Source organism: Gilliamella sp. B14448G11, from assembly GCF_016101765.1.
Taxonomy (GTDB): Bacteria; Pseudomonadota; Gammaproteobacteria; order Enterobacterales; family Orbaceae; genus Gilliamella; species Gilliamella apicola_N.
Genome location: NZ_JACFPX010000043.1, coordinates 1 through 807 on the forward strand (window position 1 = coordinate 1; position 807 = coordinate 807).

The 807-nt window shown below is 24.9% G+C and carries 1 protein-coding gene; it reads right to left on the reverse strand.

Annotated features, from left to right (window positions below; genetic code table 11):
- Window positions 1-316 precede the first annotated feature (316 nt).
- On the reverse strand, window positions 317-526 hold the full coding sequence (locus H3S88_RS13090) for a hypothetical protein (protein ID WP_198229219.1): 210 nt from the start codon (window positions 524-526) through the stop codon (window positions 317-319).
- Between the last annotated feature and the right edge of the window lie 281 nt (window positions 527-807).

Genomic DNA, 807 nt, shown 5'->3' on the forward strand with positions numbered 1-807 from the left:
TATGAAGAAAAAAATTAAAAGTTAATGTTATTGATAATTAGTTATAAAAATATATCTCAAAAATAAATAAAGCATCTACTTTCGCTTTTTGTTTTGGCTTCGTAACCAGTAATTTAATTTAATAAAATAGAAGTTACGTTATCATACATTTAGCCACTACAAAAATTATTTACCGATAAAAATAAGATCATTTACTAATTTTTCATTATTGTAAGTTATATCATGAAGCCTTTTTTTGTATATTTCACAAAGATCATAAATAGAAATTTCTTTAACTTTTACATTATCAAAATCACTTAATTCTTTGCTTTCACCTTTAGTTATTATCCATACCTGCTAATTGAATAGTTTTAGGTGTAATTCCACCATCAATTTTTTTTGTATTAAAGGTTAAAAAGGTTAATTGAGCTTTTTGGCATAATTTATTAATATAGTTTTCAATTTGCTCTTCTTTAAATGATTCAAAATTTCCTTGTAAAGTGCAGTCATGCATTACAGCTAAATTTTCTATTGTAAAAAAAACCATCAGCCTTGCCTGCTTGATTAATTCGATCAAATTGAAATGTTTTATTAGCTCCAATGGCTTTTAATAAAATAAAGACTGAATCTTCAAATTCTGAAGGATCATTAATTAATTTTATTTTGTTGATTGAATCAATTAGATAAGATTTATATTCTTCAACGCCTATTTTATTTACAATTGCGTTACTGTCATTAATGCTGTCAGCATCTGATGCATAAAGCTAGATTACGCAAAATAGGAATTGATATAGCACAGCGTTTTAATTTATCTAAATTCAGTCCTAT